Source organism: Foetidibacter luteolus (assembly GCF_009650435.1).
Lineage (GTDB): Bacteria > Bacteroidota > Bacteroidia > Chitinophagales > Chitinophagaceae > Foetidibacter > Foetidibacter luteolus.
This window is the reverse complement of record NZ_VVIP01000073.1, coordinates 1-22562: the sequence shown is the minus strand read 5'-3', so window position 1 is coordinate 22562 and position 22562 is coordinate 1. Positions and strand designations below refer to the sequence as shown.

Annotated in this window: 15 protein-coding genes; 8 read left to right on the top strand and 7 right to left on the bottom strand. The window is 46.6% G+C overall.

The genetic code is table 11. The features are described from left to right. Positions 1–141: 141 nt before the first annotated feature. A complete protein-coding gene (locus F0364_RS23550) occupies positions 142–1062 on the bottom strand; it encodes a hydroxypyruvate isomerase family protein (RefSeq protein ID WP_153800278.1) in 921 nt (306 codons plus the stop codon). A gap of 753 nt (positions 1063–1815) precedes the next feature. On the opposite strand from F0364_RS23550, the gene gcvP reads away from it, so the two are divergent. Next, positions 1816–4713: an aminomethyl-transferring glycine dehydrogenase gene (gcvP, locus tag F0364_RS23545; protein ID WP_153800277.1), complete on the top strand. Its 2898-nt coding sequence runs from the start codon at positions 1816–1818 to the stop codon at positions 4711–4713. Between the two features lie 635 nt (positions 4714–5348). Here the strand turns inward: gcvP and F0364_RS23540 are convergent. Continuing rightward, on the bottom strand, positions 5349–5648 hold the full coding sequence (locus tag F0364_RS23540) for a YkvA family protein (RefSeq protein WP_153800276.1): 300 nt from the start codon (positions 5646–5648) through the stop codon (positions 5349–5351). Positions 5649–6126: 478 nt separating this feature from the next. On the opposite strand from F0364_RS23540, the gene F0364_RS23535 reads away from it, so the two are divergent. The 3 genes from F0364_RS23535 to F0364_RS23525 all read left to right on the top strand — a co-directional run bounded on the left by F0364_RS23535 (position 6127) and on the right by F0364_RS23525 (position 9756). Continuing rightward, the gene (locus F0364_RS23535) at positions 6127–6897 is read left to right on the top strand and encodes an ABC transporter ATP-binding protein (protein ID WP_153800275.1); all 771 of its coding nucleotides are present in this window, start codon (positions 6127–6129) and stop codon (positions 6895–6897) included. 242 nt (positions 6898–7139) lie between these two features. After that, complete coding sequence (locus F0364_RS23530) at positions 7140–8855, top strand: hypothetical protein (protein ID WP_153800274.1); 1716 nt, start codon at positions 7140–7142, stop codon at positions 8853–8855. 169 nt (positions 8856–9024) lie between these two features. Continuing rightward, positions 9025–9756, top strand: coding sequence for a nitrogen regulation protein NR(II) (locus tag F0364_RS23525; RefSeq protein WP_153800273.1), 732 nt, complete (start codon positions 9025–9027; stop codon positions 9754–9756). 309 nt (positions 9757–10065) lie between these two features. Here the strand turns inward: F0364_RS23525 and F0364_RS23520 are convergent, their stop codons facing one another. Continuing rightward, entirely contained in the window at positions 10066–11130 is a 1065-nt protein-coding gene (locus tag F0364_RS23520; RefSeq protein WP_153800272.1) for a GTP-binding protein, read from the bottom strand. 222 nt (positions 11131–11352) lie between these two features. Between F0364_RS23520 and F0364_RS29350 the strand changes: the two genes are divergently transcribed. Next, positions 11353–11478, top strand: a complete 126-nt coding sequence (locus F0364_RS29350) for a hypothetical protein (protein ID WP_262885416.1) — start codon at positions 11353–11355, stop codon at positions 11476–11478. A 77-nt stretch (positions 11479–11555) separates the two neighbouring features. On the opposite strand, the gene F0364_RS23515 is transcribed toward F0364_RS29350, so the two are convergent. The 3 genes from F0364_RS23515 to F0364_RS23505 form a co-directional block, all read right to left on the bottom strand. Beyond that, a complete protein-coding gene (locus tag F0364_RS23515) occupies positions 11556–11909 on the bottom strand; it encodes a peptidylprolyl isomerase (protein ID WP_153800271.1) in 354 nt (117 codons plus the stop codon). Further along, entirely contained in the window at positions 11906–14530 is a 2625-nt protein-coding gene (locus F0364_RS23510) for a GH116 family glycosyl hydrolase (RefSeq protein WP_153800270.1), read from the bottom strand. Before F0364_RS23510 ends, F0364_RS23515 begins: the two co-directional genes overlap by 4 nt. Before the next feature lie 614 nt (positions 14531–15144). Then, positions 15145–18123: a ligand-binding sensor domain-containing protein gene (locus F0364_RS23505; RefSeq protein ID WP_153800269.1), complete on the bottom strand. Its 2979-nt coding sequence runs from the start codon at positions 18121–18123 to the stop codon at positions 15145–15147. Between F0364_RS23505 and F0364_RS23500 the strand changes: the two genes are divergently transcribed. Further along, a complete protein-coding gene (locus tag F0364_RS23500) occupies positions 18103–19368 on the top strand; it encodes a clostripain-related cysteine peptidase (protein ID WP_153800268.1) in 1266 nt (421 codons plus the stop codon). The genes F0364_RS23505 and F0364_RS23500 overlap by 21 nt on opposite strands. Before the next feature lie 7 nt (positions 19369–19375). Here the strand turns inward: F0364_RS23500 and F0364_RS23495 are convergent, their stop codons facing one another. Then, positions 19376–19732: a hypothetical protein gene (locus tag F0364_RS23495; protein ID WP_153800267.1), complete on the bottom strand. Its 357-nt coding sequence runs from the start codon at positions 19730–19732 to the stop codon at positions 19376–19378. A 398-nt stretch (positions 19733–20130) separates the two neighbouring features. Between F0364_RS23495 and F0364_RS23490 the strand changes: the two genes are divergently transcribed. Beyond that, on the top strand, positions 20131–20403 hold the full coding sequence (locus tag F0364_RS23490; RefSeq protein ID WP_153800266.1) for a hypothetical protein: 273 nt from the start codon (positions 20131–20133) through the stop codon (positions 20401–20403). 117 nt (positions 20404–20520) lie between these two features. Then, a complete protein-coding gene (locus tag F0364_RS23485) occupies positions 20521–22404 on the top strand; it encodes a CocE/NonD family hydrolase (protein WP_153800265.1) in 1884 nt (627 codons plus the stop codon). The last annotated feature ends 158 nt before the right edge of the window (positions 22405–22562 follow it).

Below are 22562 nucleotides of genomic sequence, written 5' to 3'. Positions count from 1 at the left end.
GCAGCAGGAACTGCTATAAGGCTTCCCTTGCGTCGCACTCTTGTACGTTCTGTCCGCTACGCAACTTTTCCCACCAGGTTGATAAACAAAGAACACCGGCAAGCCGGTGTTCTTTGTTTTAATGGTCTTATATAAGGGCTGCTACATAAAACTATCGCTTTCACGATAGGCTTTAATCAATGACGCCTCCCCTTCCTTACCGGGAAAAGCATTGCCATGCTCCATGCCCAGTATGCCTCTATAGCCTTTGTTGTAAATGTGCTTGAAGATATTCTTGTAATTCATTTCACCGGTAGTAGGTTCTTTTCTGCCAGGGTTATCGCCAATCTGGAAGTAGGCTGTTTCGCTCCAGGTTTTGTCAATGTTGTTAATGATGTTTCCTTCATTCTTCTGCATGTGGTACATATCAAACAAAATCTTGCAGGAAGGGCTGTTAACCGCACGGCATATCTCATACGTTTGGTCAGAAAACCGCAGGAACAGGTCAGGGGTATCGCTCAACGGTTCAAGCACCATAATAAGGCCATGAGGCTCCAGTATTTCAGCGCCTTTGCGTAAAGCATCTATTACATTACCAGTCTGCACACCAATAGGCAGGTTGCGGGCAAAATCGCCGGGCACCACCGTCATCCATTTTGCGTTACAGCGTTTGGCTACTTCAACAGCCCGTTTGCAGCCGCTCACAAAAATATCAACGTACTCCTGCTTGCCGGCAGCCAGGGTGTTAGCGCCGTTACCGCCTTTGTCCACCACAAAAACCCCCATCGTCATGCCCAGTTTAGCCAGCAGGTCGCCAATTTTTTTCTGGTCTTCTGCAGAGCGGCCCATCATTCCATTGTCTTCAATTGAGCGAAAGCCCATATCGTAGCCATAACGTATCTGGTCTGTAAATTCCTTGCCGGCATTATTGGCAAACATACCATCGTGAAAAGCGTAGTTAAGGTTAAAAGGTTTATCGGCAAAAGGCAGTGGTTCTTTTTTGGAGGCGCCCTTTGCAAAAGAGCTGGCAAGCAAAGAGGCCCCGGCAAACAAACTGTGGTGTACAAATTTTCTGCGTTGCATAGTGTTAGTTAGTTAGATGATGAGCAACTAAATTAATCCCAATCATCAAATACGGGTAAAATATTTTTATGGAGTGTTTAGCAGCAGTGAATCGGCGTTTTTACGTAAAAGGTTGCTGAAATGCGGGGATCCGATAGCAAGCTAAGCTGTCAGCCTGAGCCTGTCGAAGGCGGATTGGTGAAAAAGCCACTTGCGTAACCCGGTTTCGACAATGCTTCGATAAACTCAGCATGACAATAGGCAACCTGACATTTGCTTCCTCGATTTAATGACATTGGGCCGCCGCACAATGTCATTAAGTTAAGAAGAAAGACTTTATTCTTTGCGCCGTAGGTGCTACATGTTTGTAGAAATAGCATAAAACGAGGGAATTATGCCGCATAGCGGCTACCCTTAAGCGACGATTGGGTAGCCACTCTGTGGCATCCGTTCACCTAAATGATTTTGTTTCTATAAACAGGAAGCCCCGATGGGGCTTAATTTAATGACATTGGGCCGCCGCATGGCCGGCAAGGTGGTTTTTGCCGGATACCCGGGGCTGAAAAGCCGCCCATAGTACCAGACGATGAAAGTATTGCGACGCAACGATGCTTAATTGAAATACCGAAACCCTGTCACCAAAAATTCCTGTAAAAGATAATCTCGGCCGTAAAGCTCCATCCACGCACTATCCCCAACCATGAACATTGCGTTTTTATTACCATTGCAACCCCGTAATTTTGCACATCTTTTTAAGTGGTCAACTTATTATCTATGAATTTATTCCAAAAGCAGTCAAGCGAATTTTTAGCCCGCCATATTGGTACAACGAATGAAGAAGAAGCCATTTTAACAACCATTGGCTTGGGCAGCATTGACGAATTGATAGACAAAACTGTTCCGGCATCTATCCGCTCCGGAAAAGATTTAAGCCTGCCGGATGCTGTCAGCGAGGCTGAGCTGTTAAAGGAGCTAAAAGAAATATCGCTCAAAAACAAGATATACCGCAACTATATTGGCCAGGGTTATTACGATACGCTTACACCCAGCGTAATACTGCGTAACGTGTTTGAAAACCCGGGCTGGTACACACAGTATACCCCCTACCAGGCAGAAATAAGCCAGGGCCGGCTGGAAAGCCTGCTCAACTTTCAAACAATGGTAAGCGACCTTACCGGCCTGCCCATTGCCAATGCTTCGCTACTGGATGAGGCAACCGCCGCCGCCGAAGCCATGAACATGCTGTTTCACCATGTAAACCGTACGGAAAATATTAAGCAGCCCAGGTTTTTTGTTGATAATGAGGTATTTCCACAAACCAAAGATGTACTGGTTACACGTGCTGCACCTATTGGCATTGAACTGGTTTTTGGCGACTACAAAACAGCGGCCATTGATGATACTTACTTTGGCGCCCTGCTGCAATACCCCAATAATATAGGTTCCATTGAGGATTACAGGAACTTCATTGTCACCATACACAGCAAAGGGGGTTATGTAGCCATGGCTACTGACCTGCTGGCCCTTACACTGCTTACTTCGCCCGGAGAACTTGGCGCCGACGTGGCCTTAGGCTCGTCCCAACGCTTTGGTGTTCCGCTGGGTTATGGCGGCCCGCATGCCGCTTTCTTTTCGGCCAAAGACGATTTTAAAAGGGCTCTCCCTGGCCGTATCATCGGCGTAAGTGTGGATGCGCAAAATAACCGGGCCCTGCGCATGGCTTTACAAACAAGAGAACAGCACATTAAAAGGGAAAAAGCTACCTCCAATATCTGTACCGCCCAGGCGCTGCTGGCTAATATAGCCGCTATGTACGCGGTTTATCACGGGCCGGACGGGCTTAAGGAAATTGCCCAGCGGGTAGCGTTGCTTACACAGTCGCTGGCAGAATGCCTGAAGCATGAAGGCTACGAACTGGTATCTGAAAATTTCTTTGATACCATTGCTGTTACTGTTGCCAACACAACTGCTGTTAAAAACCTGGCAGAACTCAACAAAATCAATTTTAGATACATAAACGATACCACAGTAGGCCTTTCGCTGGATGAAACCACCACCCACGACGACATACTTGATATTGCCCTGGTTTTTGCCGAAGCCAGCGGTAAAAATGTAGCCACAGTAACGCTGGATGAAGAAGCGCAGTTGTTCCATATACCCACTTTCGCTGTTCGCACGTCAGAATACCTTACACACCCGCTTTTCAATACGCACCATAGCGAAAGCCAGATGATGCGCTATATAAAGCAACTGGAAAACAGGGATTTGTCTTTAAACACTTCCATGATTTCTTTAGGTAGCTGCACCATGAAGCTGAACGCCGCTACGCAAATGATACCTTTAAGCTGGGCGCACTGGAGCAAAATGCACCCCTTTGCACCCAAAGAACAGGTAAAAGGCTATCAGCAAATTGTGGACGAACTCTCCGCTTACCTGGCAGAAATAACCGGTTTTGATGCCTGCAGCCTGCAGCCCAACAGCGGCGCACAGGGCGAATATGCCGGCCTGCTGGCCATTCGTGATTATCACCTGGCCAATAACGATGCCGGCCGCAACGTGATACTGATACCCATTTCCGCTCATGGTACCAACCCCGCCAGTGCTGTGATGGCAGGCATGAAAGTAGTGGTGGTAAAAGCTTTGGAAAACGGCTACATAGATGTAACAGATTTTAAAGCCAAGGCCGAACAATATAGCGCTACCCTGGCCGGCACCATGATTACTTATCCCAGCACTTACGGCATATTTGAAGAGAGCGTGAAAGAAATCTGCGATATTGTACATGCACATGGCGGCCAGGTTTATATGGATGGCGCCAACATGAACGCACAGGTTGGTTTAACATCGCCCGGCTTAATTGGCGCCGATGTTTGCCACCTTAACCTGCACAAAACATTCGCTATACCGCATGGCGGCGGCGGGCCTGGCATGGGCCCCATTTGCGTTAAAGCGCACCTGGCCAAGCATTTGCCGGGCCACGTATCGGCGCCCGTTTCCACCACCGTTAATATGCCGGAAACATATAATGCCGTAAGCGCTGCACCTTATGGTTCTGCCTCTATACTGCTAATCAGTTATGCCTACATAAGGCTGCTGGGCAACGCCGGTGTTAAAAAAGCTACGCAATACGCTATCCTTAACGCCAACTATATGAAGGCAAGGTTGCAGAACGATTACGATATCTTATACACTGGCCACAACGGCACCTGCGCCCATGAGTTTATTGTTGACCTGCGGCCCTTTAAAGCCAGTGCCGGTATTGAAGCCGAAGATGTGGCCAAACGCCTGATTGACTACGGTTTTCATGCGCCCACCATGAGCTTTCCCGTGCCCGGCACTATTATGATTGAGCCTACCGAAAGCGAGGACAAAGCTGAACTGGACCGTTTTTGTGATGCACTGCTTAGCATACGTGCAGAAATAGCCGCTATTGAAAAAGGTGAGGCCGACAAAACCAACAACCCGCTGAAACATGCCCCCCATACGCAGTTTGTGGTAGTTAGCAGCAACTGGAGCAGGCCTTACAGCAGGGAGCAGGCTGCTTTCCCGCTGGACTATGTGAAAGTGAACAAATTCTGGCCTTCCGTAGCAAGGGTTAACAACACCCATGGCGACAGAAACCTCATCTGCACCTGCGAGCCTGTAAGCAGCTACGCAGAGGCAGAAGCATAACACTTGTATTTTTGCTATGAATAAAAAATGGAGGCCCCGGTTAAACCCGGGGCCTTTTTATTTATGGTACCGGCAGACGGTATTTCATGGCATCGCCTGTTGCGTCGCAATCACTTCATCGTTCGGTTCAATGGGCGGCTTTTCAGGCCCGGGTAGAAGACACTACAGCCTGCTGCACCCGTTTCTGCCACCGGCAGGTGCCAGAAGCATAATATGCTGTAGCCAGATTCTATGGTGGCGGCTTTTAAGCCCGGCGTTGGTGGTTGATTTGGCAAACATTCTGATTGGTTACGTGTCTGGCAGCAAAGCTGGCAGACACTACAGCCTGCTGCACCCGCTTCTGCCACCGGCAGGTGCCAGAAGCATAATAATTCAATGGTTGCGGTTTTTAGGCCTGGGCATTGGTGGTTGATTTGGCAAACATCCTGATTGGCTACGTGTCTGGCAGCAAAGCTGGCAGACACGTAGCCTGCTGCACCCGCTTCTGCCTCCGGCAGGTGCCAGACGCATAATAAGCTGTAGCCAGATTCTATGGTGGCGGCTTTTAGGCCCGGCGTTCGTGGCTGATTTGGCAAACATCCTGATTGGCTACGTGTCTGGCAGCAAAGCTGGCAGACACTAACGCTACAGAAAAACTATCCAACAGCTTTCAACCGCAAATACCTCTCTGCTTCTTTAACAATGCGCTGGGATAAAAAGTAAATTACCACGCCATCATCTATCCAGCCAATAAACGGTATAAAATCCGGCAGAAAATCCAGCGGGGAAAAAATATAAATAAGAGACAAAACCAACACCGCAAGGGTAAAAAAAGAAAAACGGTAACTGCCGTTAAAGGCATCCTTCATCATTTGCCAAACAATCTTGCGGTTTTTAATTAACCCATATAAACGTACCCCGTTCTTCAGGGGGCGCTTAAACGAATATGCAGGCATCGGCTTTAAGTTTTACATGTCAAAATAAAGCATTTGATGGTTTAAAAACTGTTAACATGCAGAATAGTCACACCCGGCATAACCAACGCGGCAAAAACCACGAGATAACCTGTTAAACCAGGAATAAAATTGTTCTTCATTGCCCAAAGGGCATAACTAACAATAGCCACGGGTGAAACCCGTGTTGAACGGAAAGGTATAACAACCCTGGAGGGGTTGAACTCCATATTCAACCCCTCCAGGGGTTGCGCTGTAATTGGGGCGGTGTCCCCCGGTTTGCAACCGGGGCTATAAACAGTTAAGCCTTGCAGGCTTCAAAGCGTTTACCCCGTTAATATTTTTGGAAACTTAATTCAATGGGTTGCCCTGAACCATTGTATCACGCACCAGTTTCTTTCGCTACTTATTGTATGAAGTTTCAGGCTGTAATAATTTTCCCCAACTGCCTACCAATGCAATAGTTTAATACATTCACGTAATGGAACCCGTCATCAGTTTAAAGAATGTTTATAAAAGCTACGGCAACAAACAGGTGTTGAAAGGAATTGATATTGACATCTATCCCGGGCAGGTAATTGGTTACATAGGGCCCAACGGCGCCGGCAAAAGCACCACCGTTAAGATTCTTTGCGGCCTTATTACCGATTTTACCGGCGAAGTATTTGTAAAAAACATGAACCTTCGGGAAAACATTACGGCTGTAAAAGCCAGTATTGGCTATGTACCTGAACTGGCGGAGTTATACGATGTGCTTACACCTGTTGAGTTCTTAAGCCTGGTGGCCGAGCTGTACAGTCTTGACCCCGCCATTGCTATGGACAGGATTACCAAAATGCTTACCGCTTTCGGACTGGGCAACAACCTTAACGACCGCATGGATACCTTTAGCAAAGGCATGCGGCAAAAGGTGCTGATTACATCTGGCCTGCTGCATAACCCGGACATTATTATACTTGATGAACCCCTTAGCGGCCTGGATGCCAACAGCGTTATAATTGTGAAGGAACTGTTGGGCAAACTGGCAAAAGAAGGCAAAACCATTTTCTATTGCAGCCACATGATGGATATTGTGGAGAAGGTGAGCGACCGTATTATTCTTATTAACGACGGGGCTGTTGTTGCAGACGGCAGCATTGCAGAACTAAGGGAAAAACAGGGAGACCAAAGCCTGGAAAAAATATTTGCACAGCTTACTGCCAGTGAATCCATGAGCAACGCGGCCGACCAACTGATCAATGCATTTAATTAGCCAAACCAGCCATGGTGCGTATTGGTACTGTAAATACAGCCTGCTTGCTGTAACAGCCGGGTGTTACACCTGCGGGTGAGGGATTGAAGCGGTTACCCCGGTGAGGCCATCGCAGCAAGGCTTTTGTGCCGGAGTATGAGCGGAAAGCCCGACCCCTTGCGATAGCTTGGGGACACCCCCAAAAAACATTCACCGGGGCCGTAAAATATCAAAGCAGCCGTTATAAAACCCGTTATGCCAAAATGAATATTATTAATACCGCCTTATTGCGCCTGGTCCTTTTACCGGCGCCGCTATACAACAAAATGGGTGTAAACAGCCGCCATTTAAAAGCCATACTGGGCGCCAAGCTAACCATGGACGACAGGCGGCCCAACACTTTTCAGCAGTTACAGCGCAACAGGGACAGCAAACCTGTTAAGCTGGCCACACTTGTTACCATGTTATGGTCTGCATTGATGGGCGCATTCTTCCTGGTAAGCTTTAGGTTTGGCAGCAATAACGAAACACAGCTTACCACTTACTTTATATTTTATATAGCCATACTTGCATCTGTTTTAATAGCTGATTTTACCAGTGTTCTTATTGATATAAGGGACAACTACATTATACTGCCAAGGCCAGTAAGCGATAAAACATTTGTGCTGGCCAGGCTGCTGCATATTGCCATTCATGTTTGTAAAATGGTGCTGCCCATGCTGCTGCCCGGCGCCATTTACATGGGCCTTAATTATAACGCTGGTGGCGTGGCCGCTTTTTTGCTGATGGCGTTTATGGCTACATTGTTCACTATCTTTCTTATTAACGCCTGCTACATTTTTATACTTAAAATAACCACGCCTGAAAAGTTCCGCAACATTATTAGCTACATACAGATTTTTTTTGCCGTGGTTTTTTATGCCGGTTTTCAACTGGCGCCAAGGTTGATTAATATGGCAGCCTTACAGGGTTTTGATATTAACCAACACCAGGCTGCCTGGTTGTTGCCACCCTATTGGTTTGCAGGCGCCTGGCAGCAACTGTACAGCTTTTCCGGCAATGCAAGGCTGTTAACCTGCCTGGCGCTGGCCATAGCAGTACCACCCGCCAGCACCTGGGTAGTGATAAAGTATTTTGCCCCGTCTTTTAACCGTAAACTATCCATGATAAGCGGCTCAGGAGCAGAAGCAGGCCAGCCCCGGTCAGTGGCAACACCTGCGGTTAAAAGCGCCTCATCAGCCTACAGCGGCATGCTGGCCGGGCTGCTAACCAAAAAGGGAGCGGAACGCATGGCCTTTTTGTTTACGTGGAAAATGATGCTGCGCAGCCGTGACTTTAAAATGAAAGTGTACCCGGCCATTGGCTATATTATTGTAATTCTTTTTGTTATTGTGTTTACCAAGCAAAGCTTCTCCATACAGGATATAAGGCTGCAAAACAACCAGGGCATTATTACCAGCCTTATGGTTATTTATTTCAGCAATATTATACTTATGTCGGCCATAAGCCAGGTTACCATGCATGAGAAATTCAAGGCCGGCTGGATATTTTTTACCACGCCCATACAACAGCCCGGCAGGCTCATCAGCGGGTCAGTAAAAGCGGTGATAGCCCAGTTCTTTATACCCATTATGCTGGTTATTATTATTTGTTTAACCGTGCTGGCCGGCTTCTCCATTTTGCCCAACATTTTATTCGGCATGGCCAACCAGCTACTCATTACAGCCGTTGTAGCTTACATAACAGCCACCAGGCTTCCATTTACATCGCCCCAGCAAAACGATGCCGGCAATAACCTCTTCCGGGTTTTCGCGGTTATGCTGCTGGGCGGGTTGCTGGGCATCGGGCATTTTGTGTTGTACCGTATACCAGCAGTAATTGGCATACTCACTATTCTTTCAGCCCTGGCAGCCTGGCTGGTGCTGGATGGCATCAGCCGGCAAAGCTGGAAAAAAATCATCAGCAGGTACCAGGATTAAAAAATTCTCTACTTTCTCAAAAGGCTGGCAGCTTTATTGATGTTACCGGGGGAAGGTAACCACACATCAATTTACCTTAAACGGGGTATGTTTTTACCAGTATTTGTTGCTAATATCGCCATTGGCCTTTTAGTACTAACCCCAATATCCAACTGGTAAAACATACCTTATGCCTTTTAAAGAAACTGCCGCTGGGCAATATGCCCCGGCAGGTAACCATAACAATACGATAGCTGAGCCTCCCGGCAGTTTTGTTGCCGCAAATGATACACAGCGCATCATGACATCCCTTTTTCGGCATACCTCTTCAGTAAGACTGGTTATTTCCAAAGATTTCAGGGTATTGTTCCTGAATGTTGCCGCAGAAAACAAATCTTCGCTTTTTGCCCCTCAAAAGCTGCACCCCGGCGATTTTTTGCCCGCTTACCTGCTGCGTGTTTTTGAGCCGCTTAACCCCGGCATAACACAGCATTTTACCGAAGGGCTGCAGCAAAGCCTTGGCGGCGAAAATGTAATAAAAGAAATTCCGGTAAAGATTATGGTACTGGCCGGGCAGGAAGCTGTTCTGTGGTTCAGGGTAAGCACCTCCCCGGTTTGGGATAAGGAAGACATGCTGGGTATTTCCATAAGCGTCACAGATATAAACCACCAAAAAAAGCAGGAATTGTTTATACGCCGGCAAAACGAAGCCTTAAGGGAAATCATCTTCGCCCAGTCCCACGAAGTACGCGGGCCGCTTACCAATATACTGGCTATTGCAAATATGATAGAAGAATTAACCGGCAACCCTATAGATGCGGAACTGGCCTCCATGCTGAAAGAGGCTTCCCAACAACTTGACTGTGTTGTTAAAAAGGTAGTAATAAAAGCCGCCAAATGGAAGCTGAATGAACCGGCGTAACAGGCATGAAATCTATACCCGCATTTACAGGGTTTTTCAGGGGTACCCCCAAGCTGCGCAAGGGACCGGGCTTTCCGCTTTAATACCTCACCCGAAAGCCGGTTGCCGGTTACAGGTTGCTGGTTGCCGGTCTGTTGAAGTGTAAAAGGCTGATAATTTGTTTAGTTGTGGAAGCGCAGAACCTGTACCCGCTGCTAAACAATAAACGCTGAACAAACGACCATTGAACCTTGAACAAGCCAACATTCAAAAGTTAGCCGATTACAAATTGCCGACCTGTTGATTTGTAGCAGGAAGAACAGTAGTTTTTTAATCTGCAATTCGGTGCACAGGAGTGGGGAACCCAGGTTGAAATGATGCCCGTCCGTAGTTTTTTATCTCACAGTTGTATAGGCCGCGTATTTGCCGGATGGCATCATCCATAACAGCGGCAAGTGCTGAAGGGGATGTTTGCACACGGGCATTTACCAGCAGGGTTGCCTGCTGCCCCGATTCAGCAAACGATATGCTTTCCGGCAAACCCGCAGTAGCTGTTACACTTATTTTCTCACGGCTATTCAGCAGGAATTTAAGGTGGCCGATGGGTAACTCTAAAGATGTTATCCTCTCTGCTATCATACGCATAAGTTCAATGGCGCACCGGGCGGCATTACCTGCGGCACTTTGCAGGTGCAACTCTTCATCAAACCATGCCAGCATGGCTTCCCCGGCGCCATAGATATCATAAGATATATCCAGCGAAGCAGGTGTTACCGCAGCCTGGCCGTTAAGCAGGAACAGCCAATGAGTGATGCTATCCTCATCCAGTGAGTTTTGATAAACGATTGTTTTATCCCTGTACCGCTCTGCCATTAATTGTTTTACCTGTTGCAGTTGCACTTCGCTTGCCAGGTCTGTTTTGTTAACGATGATAATGCCGGCTTCTTCCAGTTGTTTGAAATAGATATAGTTTACCGCATCATCAAAAACCGGCTGGTTATTGCTGAGCAATATGTGCAGCAGGCGTATATCTGCAAACACAGAAATGGTTATTGCTGCGTTTGGCCTGCGCATGCGCAAAGGCTTTAATACCGTCGCTACAATATCTGTACAGGAACCAACTGACTCGGCAAAAACCACCTGCGGTTGGCTGTCCTGTTCCAGCGATTGTATTTGCGCTTCAAGCTGGTTATAATTACAACAGAAACAACCGTTGCCTACCTGCCGGCCAGGTATGCCCTGGCTGCTAAAAAGCCCGGCATCAACCAGTTTTATGCCCTGGTCGTTGGTAATAACACCAACGGGTATGCCTTGCTTCATCAGCAGCCTGGCGGCCTGCAATACAGCGGTTGTTTTACCGCTGCCGAGAAAACCACTTAACAAATGAATTTTCATACAATAACTTGATGCATTGATAGAATAAGAACCTTAGGCCGCATTTACTTTTGCAGAAAGCATACATGGTGTTTTACTTTTTTGTCTTGACACAAAAAAGTAACAAAAAAAGTCAAGAAAGAAACGATATACAGCACGTTTCTTTCTTTCGCCCTGATTAAGCTTTTGTGCTACTGTAACTTCAGCAATAAAATGTTCATCGGCAGGTTACTAAACTTTAAGATGCAGCTAAAATTAATTACCATATCAATTGATTTTGTGGCCTGCTGCCATGCCACGCTAACCGGGATAAAGTTTCTGGCGCCGGAGGCGGCAGCTATAAACTATCATGCGGGAAAAGCCGCATAGCGAATCTAACCGTTGAAGAGTGCGACGCAAGTAAAGCTTAATGGTAGTTCCTGCTGCCGGGCCCCCAAAAAAAATCGCTAATTAATATGCTGCTTCATGTAGCAGTCACAGTCATCATTACAGGCCGCCGCAGGTGGCTGTACGGGGTAACCCAACAGCAACTCCTGCTCCAATGCCTGGCGCACTTCGTCAATAATAATTTCAAAGCTAAAATCGTCGTTTACAAGCCCGCTTTCCTTACCCAGGAAAACCAGTTTCTTATCGCCCTCACAAAGGCCCTCTACCTGCGCCTGCAGTAACGGCAATATTCCTCCGGCGCCATGCAGGTAACTTACGGGAGTACTGTTCATGTTGTTCTCCAACACTTCGTTACGGCTGTTGCGCATAATATAACGCATGGCCACTACCCTGCCCTGCTGCACCTGCATCATATTTTTACTTCTTTTCCGCTAACCAATACTTTGCTTACCTGTATAGTGCCGTGCACTATTTTCAACGTTGGTTTACCTTCTTTTAAACTTACAGTTCCAAAGCCTGTTTCTGTTGATATAAAGCAGGTAAAATTGCCCACCCGGGAATTAATGTGCAATGTTTTATCAACCGCGTCGTAACGCAGGCCGGTAAGGCCCTGCAACAAGCCATAGCTGCTCATGGCCCTGGCATACCAGTGGCCGCATTCATATTCATTAAAAGGGTTACGCACCCGGCCATCGTACCTGTTGCGGCAATAACGCACTATATCAAGCCCTTCTTTAACGCGGCCCAGGAGCATAAGGTGAGAGGCCACCTGGTATTCAATGCCCGTCCACACTTCATCACTATAAACAAATGGCAGGGAAAGCTTGCCGCCTTTGGGCCAGCTACACAACAACAGGCCGCCTTCATTGCCCAGCGCATAAGCAGGCCGCTGAGGGTTAGCATGGTCGCTTAAATCTTTTTTCAGGTTGTATTTGTGTACGGCGAGCAAATGGCTGGTGAGTTTTTTACTGTCAATTATATCTTCAAGGCCGCACATGCTGCCAATCCAGGCGCCCAATACGCCATCACTTAAACAACCTTTGCCGTACTGGTATTTGGGTCCTTCTTTTTGTAATATCACTACCGCTTCCTGCGAATAATCGCCACCGAAAGATTGTGCCTTGGCAGGGTCTGGCGCATTTAAACCTTTGTATTCAATGTCCTGCACAAAATACTCGCCATCGTAAAGCGACGTTTCAATATAATTGCGGCCTTTGTTGTACAACTCCTGGTATTTGGCAACATCTTTTTTAAGATATGTGCCCATTTCCACCGTTGCTTTTAACGCCCCCAGGTAAAAGCTGGTACACATGCCATCGGGCCCCCAGAACTCAATATCGTAGGTATTGTGATGCGGTTCTTCCACTACTCCTTTGGCACGGGGGTCCCAGGTTTTGATGCAATAATCCATGCTCATTTTTACCATGGGATAAATTTTTAACAGCCAGTTGCTGTCGCCACTGATGCGCCAGTCGCGGTACACTTTCATAATGCCGCCAAGTTGCCCATCAGCAGCGGCATGAAAATCATGCTTCAGCGGGCGTATCGGCATATTGGCCCTAAAGCCCTGGTGGCCTTCTTTGTTCTGGTTTTCACAGAACTCTGTATTGCGCAAAGTGCGTTCCAGCGAAGGGAACAGGTTGGGTATGGCCTGCGCATAATTCCATACATGCGTGCATGAGCCATGGCAACAGCCGCCGTCATCGCCGCACCCTTCCCAACTCCACAACCGGCCATCATACTGCCGCAGTACCGTGGGCGATTTGATGATGGTAAGGTTGGCCGCAACAGCTTCCATTACTTCTGCCGGCAGCGTAGAAGCGTAAAAGGCATCGGAGAACAGCGTTGATTTTTGCCGGAGGTCTTTATAGTTATTTTTCCAGTAGTCAATAACAGCATTAATATTTTCAAACTTTGCACTGTACCAGGGTTTGTAATTGGCAGCGTTACTTTGGGCGCCGTTTTGTACACCAAGATCGGCGGGAGATGCACAACAGCCGGATTCCGGGCTGCAATCTTTTTTCTCGTCGCTCATTACATCTCCAATCTTCATGTCAGATTCCGGCACATACCAGGCGAACATGAGCCGTACCGTTTTACTTTCACCAGGCTTAAGCGTAAACGGCACAAACAATGATGCGCCGGGTGCATTTTTTTCAACAGGGGCCACAGCATTCATATTACCATCCCGCACATTGTTCCAGGCCATGGTGAGGGGGTCCCACCAGCCGCCGCGGAACCAGCAGTGATCAACAACAGTGTTAGCTTCATCTGTATAAACAGCAAAATTGCCCTGCAGGTGCGGCTTTTCTTTACTGCCTTCCTGCTGCAAAACAAAGCCATTGGTTGTGGAGCTAATGCTGTTCTTTACACTTTCATCCGATGCCAGGAAGTTTTTACTGCTGTAAGAAAATACAGCATCCATTGCTTTCGTGCCATTATTGGTAAAGCTGTATTCAAAAGCGCCGGCGGGCAAAGATGAATTGTCCGCATCGGTTGGTATAAAAGGGCTCCAGCCGGTTAGCTTTACAGCAAGCGGTATATCGCTGTCTTTAAGCCTAACAATGCCGTAAGGAAACCTGGTAGTAAATTCTGCCTGCCTGAAACGCGGCAGGCCAAACGTAGTACCTGCAGCCCCGTTGCCCGTACCCCGTTGCCCAAAAAATTTCCACTCGGGCACCTGGCCTTCCAGCACTTTAACGCCGTTGGCCAGGCCTTTAATATGGATAGCGGCAAACATGGATGGCTCATGAAAAATCTCCGGCCTGTTTCGTACGCTCATGTGCGATACGGCGCCTGTACCTTCCAGGCAAAACATGCCGGCCCCCAATCCACCGATGGGGAAAGCAAGCCTGTTTAAATGATCCCCTGAATAAGGCGCGTTATAGGCCCTTTGCGCCGCCGCGGGCTGGCCTTCCCTGTATTCATCTTTCTCTTCCTGTGCACGCAATACTGTTGACGGTGCAATTACCGCACCCATGCCACCTAATGTTATCTTCTTTAGAAAAGAACGTCGTTTTGAAGCATCTTTCATAGCAACCGTTTATGGTTTGTGTTGAAAATATAGACTGTATATTGTTAGAGTGTAATACCTGCCGCAATCGTTTATAACATACGCCGCCCCGGATAAAGATATGGTCAAAATAATATCGCAAACGCTTTTTGCTACAAAAGAATATAGCAAACCGCATAAGGCATACGGCACTGATATGATACTGTAAAAAAGTGGTATTATTTAGACATGCGCAACGTATTTGCCTGGCGAGTCGTGAATGGTGAATAGTGAATGGTGGCTTATATTAAAGCTTCTTACATAGTTGGGTATTGTTTACATCGTAAACCCACTTGAAACATCTTACATATTACAGGTACTTCGCACTTCGTAACTCGTACTTTTTACATCGTACATCCCACATTGTACATCTAAAATAAGTAGGTACTTCGTACTTCACCCTTCGTACTTGCTTTTGGGGGTGTCCCCAAGCTATCGCAAGGGGCCGGGCTTTCCGCTATTACTCCGCCACAAGGCCGGGCTGCGAAGGCCTCAGCGGGGTAACCGCTTCAATCCCTCACCCGAAGGTGTAACCGGTTGTTTTTTTGCAGGCAGGCCCACCGAAAAGTGGACTATGTATAGCGCTGTCTCAACACTCAACGCTTTGAGGTTATAGTTATTTTTGTCCCTTGGCCCGGCGCAGATTGCAGACTGAAAGTATATTTAATCTGCAAAGCCCTGTCACGCATATTACCAAGACCGTTACCGCTGGCAACGTCCTCAGTTTTAAAACCTTTTCCGTCATCACTGAGTGTGAAAGTTTTTTTGCCGTCAGTTTTGTAAAAGGTGATGGCTATGGTATTGCATTCCGAATATTTAATGCTGTTGCTAATAGCTTCTTTGGCTATCAGTAACAGGTTACGTTTTTCTGTTTTGCCCAGCAGCAACCGGGAAGCTGTATCAGGTACATCAAAAAAAAGATTTACGCCGCCTGCATTGGCCAAAGGGGCTGCAAACATTTTCAATCTCCCCATCAGTTCATCAACGGAATCCCGTTTGTCGTCCAACACCCAGATCATGTCCCGCAGGCCAACGGAAGCCTGCTTAAGTGAATCTTTAATCAGCGTGAAATAAGGTTCTTTATCTTCCGATGTTTCTGCAAGGTGCGTAAACATGCGTACACTGTTGAGCGTATTGCCAATATCGTCATGCAGGTCGCTGGCTATGTTCTTACGTATCTGCTGTTGCTTTTTAACCTGCCTTATTCGGTAACTGTAGACGGCATATAGTATCCCTGCCGCGGCAATAGCCAGCAGCGCTTTAAACCACCATGCCTGGTACCATTTCGGTAAAAAAGTAAGGACAAGTTGTCGCGGCTCACTCCAGTAGCCATCTTCATTCATAGCCCTTACCTGCAGGTTATAATCCCCTGGCGAAAGACCTATAAAGCTGATAAAATCCTGGTGACCAAGGTTTACCCACGATGAATCCTGGTTGGCAATACGGTATTGGTACATTACATGTTCCGGCGCACTAAAATTGATTGCTGAGAATTTGATACTGGCTTGCAACCATTCCGCCGGTATTACCAGGCGCCCGATTTCAACATCAGTTGTATCTGATACTGCGTTTTTATACTGTATTGTAACAGAAGTAAAATAAACACGTGGCGGCAAAGGGTTAGTGGTAAATTTTGACGGGTCTATTACAGTAAAGCCTTTTAAGCCGCCGGCGTAGATAAGCCCATTGTAAAAGCGGCCAACATTTTCTTCAAAGGCATCGTTGTGAAGCCCATCTTTGGAGTAGTAGTTTTTAAATTTTTCATGAACAAGATCAAAGGTAGAAAGGCCATTGTTGGTGGTAACAACCAGCAATGAATCGTTGTAATTGAACAGCTTGTAAACACCGTTATCACAAAGCCCGTTTGCCTTGGAATAAACCTTCACCAGGTTAAACTTATCATCCAGTTGCAGCAACCCTGTGCCATAGGCGGCAATCCAGAAACCGCTTTTTGTTTCGCAGATATCAAAGTAATACAACACGGAATCGCTGGCAGACCGGTGGTAAGAAAGTTCCCGTTGCACTGAAAAATCGCTGTTGAGCAGGGATATGATTTGGTCTGACAACACCCACAACCTCCCAGTCTTGTCTTTGTATACCCTGTTTACAATATCACTGGCAAGCTTATGGGTTTTGCTGGTGGTATTAATAACTTCAACAGTATGTGCCTTGCTGTTCCAGGCTACAACACCATCCATGGATTCAGAGCCAAGTACAAATAAAGTATCGCCATAGGAAGCTACGCTGTTGTACTGTACAAAATCGAGCCCCGCGAATTCTGGGTAAGCAGTGCTTAATTTAATCTCGCTGTCGTTTTTAAGCAGGAATGTGCCCGACTGGTTGCTGGCAAGTACAGCATTGTTTGGCCCTTTTACAATGCCATAGTAAGAATTTTGCCCATCAATGTTAATGATGTCTTTGCTGGCGTAATCTACCTTTTTAAGGCCATGTTCCAGCCCGGCAAAAACCGTTGACCCATTAACCGGTTCTATTGCAAAAACATTGTCAAGCCGCTGCTGGTGGTTTTTATCATCAAAGAAAGCAGTAAATGCCGGTTCCATTAAATATGCTTTGGCAACGCCATTCCTGCAGGCCAGCCAAAGGCAATGCCTGTTTTGCGTGTATATGTACCTTATTGATTTTATCCAGGCTTCCTCGTTCGCAGGTACAGGCTCGGTGTATTTCTTCACTATAACAAGGTCTTTATTAAGCCTGCACAGCCCATCGCCCGAAGCGATCAGAATATCCTGGCCATGCGGTGCAATGGCAAAAACCTGCCGGTTGGCCAGGGAAGCCATGGCACCCTTGCTTGCGGCAAATTTGATGGTCGTATAGCCCGGGCTTACGTTAAGCAGCCGTAAGCCCTTATCACTGCCGATGAGTAAAGCGGTACTGCTGATAAAGGCAGCATCATAAAATGCAATACGTTCATTAAAATGGATATCACGTAGTTTAACCGCAGGTAAAGGTTTATAAATCTCAATGCCATTATTATCCGCAAAACACCAAACATTACCGTAGGGGTCGGTTATCATTCTGCTGATAAAGCGTTGGCCATTGCTGACCGGCGCTGACTGGTTTCCGGGGTCTCCAAGCCAGGCGCCGGTTTTTATATCATATATGTTCAAGCCCGTGCTGCCACTCACCCATATATGGCCACCACATTTTAGAAAACCGCTGTTCCACTGATTATTACCAGTTACAGGTACCGGGATATTCCTCTGCAGTTTTCTTGTGGCCGTATTGAAAACGGAGATGCCCCCGGTTGCCGCCAATACCCAGATTTCGTTTTTGGCAGAATCTTCCAGGAAATCCCGTATATCCGGGCCTATGAGTTGCAGGCCAGGTGTAGCCATGTTGAAACTGGTAAAATTCTTTCCGTCAAAACAACTTAAACCATCCTGGGTGGCTATCCATAAAAACCCAAACTTATCCTGGTGAATCTTTTTTATGTTGAAGCTTGACAGGCCATCCTTTTGTGTATATTTTGTAAAAGCAATATGTTGATCCAACTGGCCCTGGCAGCAATACGCTATACCTATAAATAACAGTACATGAGCGGTTCTTTTACCCATAAGCCTTTACCGTGGACAGTAATAATTTTGATTCACGCTGAAATTACCGAAAATAGTAATTACAACACAGGCCTTGTAAATACCGGCGGCAAAGTGCAGGCATTGATGAACGAACTGGCGACAGCCAGGCTGTACAACGATTACCAATACTTTGTGATTTATATGGAAGATACAGGTATCCATCAACGCGTGGTACTGTTACGGTTAATGCCGGCAGGGATGGCAGGCAATAATCAATTTGAACAAATGGCAGCCCAGGAACCAGGTACCGGAACATCAAAAGAACAGGTGGTTACCAGCTTGTTTAAACAACTACCCGTTACTAACAAGCAACAGATAATGCTGTTAACCTGGGGCCACGGCTCAGTATATAGCATTTTTAAAGCGCAGCCATCAGCCAGTGTGCCGTTTAATTTCCTATCAGCGGATGAAATAAGCAATTGTTTCGCAAATGGGCTGGGCTGCAAAGTGGAATTACTGGTAATGATGAATTGCTGGATGCAGAACATACATACCTGTGCCGCATTGAAGGATAGTGTAAACTTTCTCGTGGCAGCGCAAGGAATGATAATGGAGTTTATATACGACTACGCCGGCCTGCTGCACGCATTGCCAGGGGCTGATGCGCCGGCCCTGTGCCAGAATATCAAAAACAACCTTAGACCGGAGTTTAGTTATACCATGAAAGAAGGAGATGCATTGTTGGTGAGCAATGAATTGGAGACGTTGTCTCTTTTCTTTACCAGCTTACACGCCTACAATATAGTGTTGCAGGAAACGGAGAACTTCATTACCTTATTATTAACCCATCTTGAAGAAAAAAATGCAGCCTTTATTGTAAGAAAGCTAATTAAAGACGCCAGGGCATGTATATACACATTTGATATACCCTACCAAAAAAATGCTGCCCCTTATTACATGGTGGATATAATTTCATTTGCAGAAAGCCTTGCCCAACTTGATGCCGGTAATTTTTTGCTACCGTTTAACCGCTTATCGGCCGCCATACGGCAGGCTTATGTTATACCACCCTATATAGGCCAGCGGCCTTATGAAAGTTATTACCCGCAAGCAGCATCCCGCAATTTTGAAAAGCCGCCCTTTGGGACCGGCATTTATTTTCCGGCCACAAAGGAGCAGCATTTCAACAGTTTTCTTACCAAATTTACAAGCAGCGGCAATACTGTATCATTCTACAGAAACTCAAAATGGTTGGAATTCCTTGAGAAATATTACAGCTTATAACGGTAGTTTAATTACCGCTTTTTTGTTTTTCCAGGCTGGCAAAACCGGGTACATTGTTGGCGATCACCTCAAATGTAAATTTCACATCAGAGGGTGTGCTGTTCTGGTTGGTACGGGTAATGGTTACAACAGGATTGGACAGGGAAACAGAGAACGGAGGGGTTAGTACAAGGGCCAGTTGGTCAGCCTCAAGATTGGTTCCGGGCGCTGCGCCATAGTAAGTGAAATAACTTGGGTTAAGCGTGAGGCTTAGGTTAAAGGTACCGTTGCTGTTTACGCTTAAAGCAGCACTGGATTCCAGGGCTTCCAGTTCAGTTCCAATTTCGGCTACCACGCTGTCGGCGGGAATGGGAATGGTTGGCATAGTGTAGTTTTTTAGTGTTTAACATGTTGATTTACGCTGTCAAAACTACTTAAGCCAACCTGCCTTACAGAACGTGTTTTAGCTGCTATATGCTGTGGTTTTCACCCATTTACGAACTACTGATATTAAAGATTGCACCAAGCTAAACATTGAAGTTGCCCGCTCTTTTTATTTACACTGAATAATTAGCGTGTTACACTTTAGGGTGAGGGATTGAAGCGGTTACCCCGGTGAGGCCATCGCAGCGCTGCCTTGTGCCGGAGTAATAGCGGAAAGCCCGACCCCTTGCGATAGCTTGGGGGCACCCCCTGAAATATTATTTACAAGTATAGATGGTACACGAGTAAAAATTAAAGAGAGTACGCATTTTTACGATAAACCATAATTATTTTAGCGGTATGAAATTCAGCAATGCAGATTTGATAAAGCTTACCGAAATTAAACAGTATCTTCTTGACCCCTCTTATACTTTCAGGCTGTACCAGGAAGCGTCTTCGCTTTTGGAAGAAGCTATTGCAATTCTTAGGAAGTACGCTTTTGTTGAGCCCGGTTTTTATACCCGCTACGAAGATTTGCGCCAGCAAATGAACGATAACAGGCAAGACCGCAACAAACTTCGCAATAGCATTATACAAACCGGTAAACTACTTGCGGAATTAACCAACAGGTAACCGGTTTCTGTAACAATAAAGGTTAATTTGACCGCTTTGCGAATGATATATGCAATGTTTTCAATATCACCTTAATGTTATCATATCCCTTAACTTTATCCGCTTCAACGCAAACACATGAGAACACTTGTTTTTTCATTTCTTTTACTGTTATCATCAACAGCTACATTTTCGCAGGACGCAGATTCAGTTTGGTTCAGGCAGCATTATACCAAAACAGAAATAACCATACCCATGCGGGATGGCATTAAACTGTTTACGAGTATTTACGCCCCTGTTGACGGCACTGAAAAACACCCTATGCTGCTTACACGTACGCCCTACTCCTGTGCACCTTACGGTTCAACAGAATGGAAGACGTATTGGAAAAGCTACCTGCTAAACTACCTGAAAGAAGGTTACATTATGGTTACCCAGGATGTTCGTGGCCGGTGGATGAGCGAAGGGGATTTTGTAAACGTAAGGCCTTTTAATGCACATAAAAAAGAGAAGGATATTGATGAAGCCAGCGATACCTACGACGCCATTGACTGGCTGATAAAAAACGTACCTGGCAGCAACGGCAATGTAGGCGTATTCGGTATTTCGTACCCGGGTTTTTATTCAACCATGGCGGCTGCCAGCAACCACCCTGCGCTTAAAGCTGTTAGTCCGCAGGCGCCTGTTACCAACTGGTTTATCGGGGATGATTTTCATCACAATGGCGCCTTTTTCTTTTTAGATGCGTTTAATTTTTATTCATCATTCGGCAAGCCAAGACCGGTGCCCACTACAGTTGGCCCCAAGAACTTTGAATACTATACGCATGACAATTACAAATTTTACCTTGAAACAGGCGCTCTGCCCCATTTCACCAAACTGATGGGCGACAGCATTGCTTTTTGGAAAGATCTGATGGCACACCCCAATTACGATGCCTGGTGGAAAGCCCGCGATGCACGTAACGCTACACATAACCTGCAGCCAGCCATGCTTTGGGTGGGTGGTAATTTTGACGCTGAAGATAAATGGGGCGCATGGAATGCTTACCGTTCCGCCGAAGCCAACAACAAAGGCAAAGCGTTTAACAAGATTGTAATGGGCCCCTGGTACCACGGGCAATGGGCCAGCAAAGACGGCACGCACCTGGGCAATATTAAGTTTGGCGCCAATACTTCTGAATGGTATCAGCAGCAGATTGAAATACCTTTTTTCAACTACTTTTTAAAAGGCAAAGGCCCTGCACCGGCAATTCCGGAAGCCAGTGTGTTTATTACCGGCGCCAACACATGGAAGCAGTACGAAACATGGCCACCGGCGGGCAAGGAAGATAAAGCGATTTACCTGCAGGCAGGCGAAGGCTTATCGTGGAGTGCGCCAACTGCCCCCACTTCTTTCAGCAGTTATACCAGCGACCCGCACAAGCCTGTACCTTATACAGAAGATGTTCACTTTAACCGCACACGGGAATACATGACCGATGACCAGCGCTTTGCAGCCCGCAGGCCCGATGTACTGGTATTTAACACACCTATACTTGCCGAAGATGTTACCGTAACGGGAACGGTTATTGCAGACCTGCAAGCCGCAATTTCAACCACGGACGCGGATTTTGCAGTAAAACTTATTGACGTTTTTCCAGACACGTTATCTCACAATGAAGTGGATATTTATGCAGAAAAAGATGCCGCTAAACAATACCCCATGGGTGGCTACCAGATGCTGGTGCATGGCGAAGTATTCCGCGGAAGGTTTAGAAAAAGCTTTGAAAACCCAGTAGCGTTTACCCCTGGAAAAATAGAGCAGGTTAAGTATGAACTGGGCGATGTAGCACACACTTTTAAAAAGGGCCACCGCATTATGATACAGGTGCAAAGCACATGGTTTCCACTGGTTGACCGCAACCCGCAGCAGTTTGTAGACATTTACCATTGCAGCGACAAAGACTTTATTAAAAGTGATATAAAGATTTATCACGATGCAGGGCATGCATCAAAGATTATACTGCCGGTTTTGAGGTAACCTGAACCTAATACATTTTTTTCTTTTTTTTTTGCTTTTGGGGGTGCCCCCAAGCTATCGCAAGGGGTCGGGCTTTCCGCTCATACTCCGGCACAAAAGCCATCGCACAATACCTTCACCGGGGTATCCGCTTCAATCCCTCACCCGACAGCCGGTTG